This is a genomic window from Rhizobium sp. P1_E1, assembly GCF_056406015.1.
Genome location: NZ_JBFUAY010000341.1, coordinates 1 through 3,561 on the forward strand (window position 1 = coordinate 1; position 3,561 = coordinate 3,561).

Genomic DNA, 3,561 nt, shown 5'->3' on the forward strand with positions numbered 1-3,561 from the left:
TGACAAGGCCGAACGCTCTGTCCAACAGCACGCCGCCAAAACGTCGCGCGACTGCGACAAGGAAACCCAGTACGGCAGCGGCAAGAGTGGTGACGATCCAGATGAGGATGGTGACCCACGCACCGTGGAGAATCTCCGGCAAGTTGCTGAAAATCACATTGGTATCGAAGGTCATCGCGGCACTCCTGGCAGGGAGCGTTCGATCAGGCCGCCCGCAAGGGCAACGATCCAATTGATGACGAGATAGATCAGGCCTGCGGAAGCAAAAATCTCGAGCGGCAGGAAGGTGCTGCCGGCAAGGTCCTGAGCCATGCGTGTCAGCTCGACGATTCCGACGACGGAGACGAGCGAAGACGCCTTCAGAATAAGGATCGCTTCATTGACGAGCGCCGGGAAAGTCAGGCGCAGGGCGATCGGCGCCCTGATGCGGCGGAAGATCTGAATGGGAGTCATGCCGACCATTTCGGCAGATTCGACCAGGCCCAGGGGAACGCTGGAAAAACCACCGCGCAGATTTTCAGCCTGATAGGCCGCAGTACACAAGGACAGGCCAACGACGGCCGCAACGATGCTCGGCACGTTGATGCCGATCACCGGCAGCAGATTGTAGATCAGCAACAGCTGGACCAGCAACGGTGCACCACGAAAGAAACTGATGAAAATCTGCGCCGGCAACACCAAAAGCCGTTGCCGTGAGAGCAGCATGGCTGAAATGACGATCGCGATCGCAAAGCCGATCAGGATGGAGACCACACTGATCGTCACCGTGTAGATCGAGGCTTGCAGAAGCAGTTCGAATAGCTTGATGGACATGGGCGGTGCTTGCCTGGGCGCTGCGGCCGTGAACTTTGATCCCACGGCGGATTGCGCCCCGACTGATGGCGGGGCGCGTTCGTTTCACCGGCGGCTAATCAGAATGCCGGATCCTTGACAGCATCAGGCGTATCGAAAGACGCACCAAACCACTTCTTTTGCAGCTCTGCCATACGTCCGTCTGCCTTGATCTTGAGCATCGCGGCATCGATCGCATCCATCAGGGGCGCATGATCGACATCCTTGAGACCGATGAAGCCGAAATAGGACTTCTTGCCGAATGGCGGCAGGACGACTTCGAACGTACCTTTTCGCTGGCTAGCGACGAAGGCGATATTCGGCAGCGAGTTGGCAACGCCGGCAATGCGGCCGGCGGCGAGATCGGCGTAGGATTCGGTAAAGGCTGGATATTCGCGCACGTCGACTTTGGTCGGCAGCGTGCCGGAGAATTCCTTCAGCTGGTCGAGCTGGGCAGTTGCTTTGCCGACACCGATCGTCTTGCCGGCAATATCTTCCGGCTTGCTGATCGTCGTGTCGCCAGCCTTCTTCAGAATGGCGATCGTCGCTTCGGCGATCGGCGGCGTGAAGCGATAGCGCTCCATGCGCTTCTTGGTGATCGTTGCAGGACCTGCGACGACATCGAACTTGCCGGCCTCGAGCGCGGGGAAGACGCCGTCCCAAGGAAGCGCTATCCACTCGATCTTGACGCCGAGTTCCTTGCCGATCTCGGCAAAGAGGTCGACGTTCAAGCCGGTATGTTCACCGGCATCGATATAGTCGAACGGTGCGAAAGCCGTTTCGGTGCCAACCTTGAGGGTGCCGGCTGCCTTGACGGCGGCCAGCGTGTCGGCTGCATGGGCGGAAACGGCTGCTCCGAACAGGAACGCAGCGCCGACCAGACCCTTCAGCAGTGAATTTGCCTTCATGATCATCTCTCCAGTTTTATTCCCCCGGCGGAGGAGTTTTGGTTCCCGACTTCGATTTCCTCTGCGCGGATTTCTATGCTCCGCTTTTGACTATACAAATAGATATAGGCTGGCCTAGAGTGTCAATGTAAAAGACGAGGAACGCAAAATTTGTGCCGGGTGGCGTCGATCTCGCTGGCATGACCGTTCCGGAATTTATGATCGTTGACGCCGGATGAGGTGCGGGCTTGGTGTCGATTTATCAACGTATTTTCACCGATGTCGAGACGAAGATCATCAGCGGTGATTGGCGGCCCGGTGACCGTATTCCCGTCGAACACGAACTCGCGGCGAAATATCGGTGCTCACGGATGACAGTCAGCAAGGCGCTGTCGGCGCTCGCCGAGCGCGGCATGATCGTCAGACGGCGCAAGACAGGTTCGTTTGTCGCATCGCCCCAGATCGACCGCACGGTGATGGATATCCAGGATATCAGCACCGAAGCGGAACTGGCCGGGCACGAACACCGCTTCGAAATCCTCGCCCGCAAGATCGAGCGCCTTGGAGAGGCGGAGGCACAGCAGCTGTCGGAGCCTGCCGATGCAGAAGTCCTCAGGCTTCAGTGCCTGCATATCGTCGACGGCAGACCGAATGCCATCGAGCGGCGGATCATCATGCTCGATGCTGTCCCACGGGCGAGAGAGGAGAGCTTTGCTTCAATTCCGCCCGGCAAATGGCTGCTTGATGAGGTTCCCTGGTCCAAGGCCAAACATGTCATTCGCGCCGTCTCGGCCGACACCACGACGGCGCGGATCCTGCAGACGGAACGTGGCGAGGCCTGCCTTAGCCTCATTCGCCAGACCTGGCAGAACGGACGCACGGTGACCTATGTCGAGTTTACCCATCCGGGCGACCGGTTCCAGTTTGCGGGGACGTTTCATCCGGCAGCAAATTGAGTTCGACGCAAATCACGAGAGGTTCTTCAAGTGACCGATGAGCGCCTCAAGGCGATACCGCTGAAAAGTTTGCAAGCGTTCGAGGCGGTGGGGCGCTGCGGCGGCGTGACGGCTGCGGCACTGGAGCTGAGGGTTTCGCCGGGGGCCATCAGCCAGCAGATTCGCAAGATCGAAAGCTTTCTTGGAATTTCGCTTCTGGAGCGCAGCGGGCGAACCGTCGAGCTGACCGCCTGGGGCCGGCTCTACCATCAGGAGATATCGAAGGGGTTCGAGCAATTTGCGCTCGCTCAGCAACTGTTGGAAAAGGCGCGCAACGAGACGGCACTGGTGCTCAGTGCGCTTTCCTCCGTCGTCAACAAATGGATCGGCAGGCGCATCTTCGACTGGCAGGCGCTTCATCCCGAAGTTCCAGTGAGGATTATCGGACGCGACAAAGAGCCCCGGATCGGTTTCGACGATGTCGATTTCCGCGTCAGCTACGGATCGGACGTCCTCCAGCACGAACATTATACCGAACTGTTCCGCGATTGGGTCGTTCCGGCCTGCTCGCCGGCGCTGATGCAGGATCGCGCACATACGGCGCGCGATCTTTTCGAACAACCCCTCCTCCATGTCGAGTGGGAACGACACTTCACCCCCTACCCCAGCTGGGCGGAGTTTGCCGCCAAGGTCGGCGTCGCGTTCGATGTGTCGACGCCCGGCCTTTCCTTCACTTTGTCGAGCAGTGCAATTGACGCAGCCGTCAACAAGCGCGGCGTCGTGCTCGCACAAATGTCGATGATATCAGATGAGCTTGAGGCGCAAACGCTCGTCATTCCGGTCGACATGCGCATTGCACTGCGTGAAAGCTATTTTCTCGCCTGGGATCGTGCTGCCTTGCAGAAGCC

Annotated in this window: 4 protein-coding genes and 1 pseudogene; 2 read left to right on the forward strand and 3 right to left on the reverse strand. The window is 58.9% G+C overall.

From position 1 onward, the window contains the following. From AC1D1Z_RS35260 to AC1D1Z_RS35270, 3 genes and pseudogenes are all read right to left on the reverse strand, one after another. Nucleotides 1-175 (reverse strand): annotated as a pseudogene (locus AC1D1Z_RS35260) (amino acid ABC transporter permease); the annotation flags it as partial. Further along, nucleotides 172-813: an amino acid ABC transporter permease gene (locus tag AC1D1Z_RS35265; protein WP_130653993.1), complete on the reverse strand. Its 642-nt coding sequence runs from the start codon at nucleotides 811-813 to the stop codon at nucleotides 172-174. The gene AC1D1Z_RS35265 and the pseudogene AC1D1Z_RS35260, both read right to left, overlap by 4 nt. Before the next feature lie 98 nt (nucleotides 814-911). Then, the gene (locus tag AC1D1Z_RS35270; protein WP_130653992.1) at nucleotides 912-1,739 is read right to left on the reverse strand and encodes a transporter substrate-binding domain-containing protein; all 828 of its coding nucleotides are present in this window, start codon (nucleotides 1,737-1,739) and stop codon (nucleotides 912-914) included. Nucleotides 1,740-1,966: 227 nt separating this feature from the next. Between AC1D1Z_RS35270 and AC1D1Z_RS35275 the strand changes: the two genes are divergently transcribed. Both AC1D1Z_RS35275 and AC1D1Z_RS35280 read left to right on the forward strand, forming a co-directional pair. Next, entirely contained in the window at nucleotides 1,967-2,674 is a 708-nt protein-coding gene (locus AC1D1Z_RS35275) for a UTRA domain-containing protein (RefSeq protein WP_018246809.1), read from the forward strand. Between the two features lie 30 nt (nucleotides 2,675-2,704). After that, nucleotides 2,705-3,561, forward strand: an 857-nt coding sequence (locus tag AC1D1Z_RS35280; RefSeq protein WP_477853421.1) for a LysR family transcriptional regulator, incomplete at its 3' end; no start/stop codon positions are given.

Coding starts and splice junctions, on each gene's coding strand:
- AC1D1Z_RS35270 (WP_130653992.1), bottom strand. CDS start 1,739: ATGAAGGCAAATTCACTGCTGAAGGGTCTGGTCGGCGCTGCGTTCCTG.
- AC1D1Z_RS35265 (WP_130653993.1), bottom strand. CDS start 813: ATGTCCATCAAGCTATTCGAACTGCTTCTGCAAGCCTCGATCTACACG.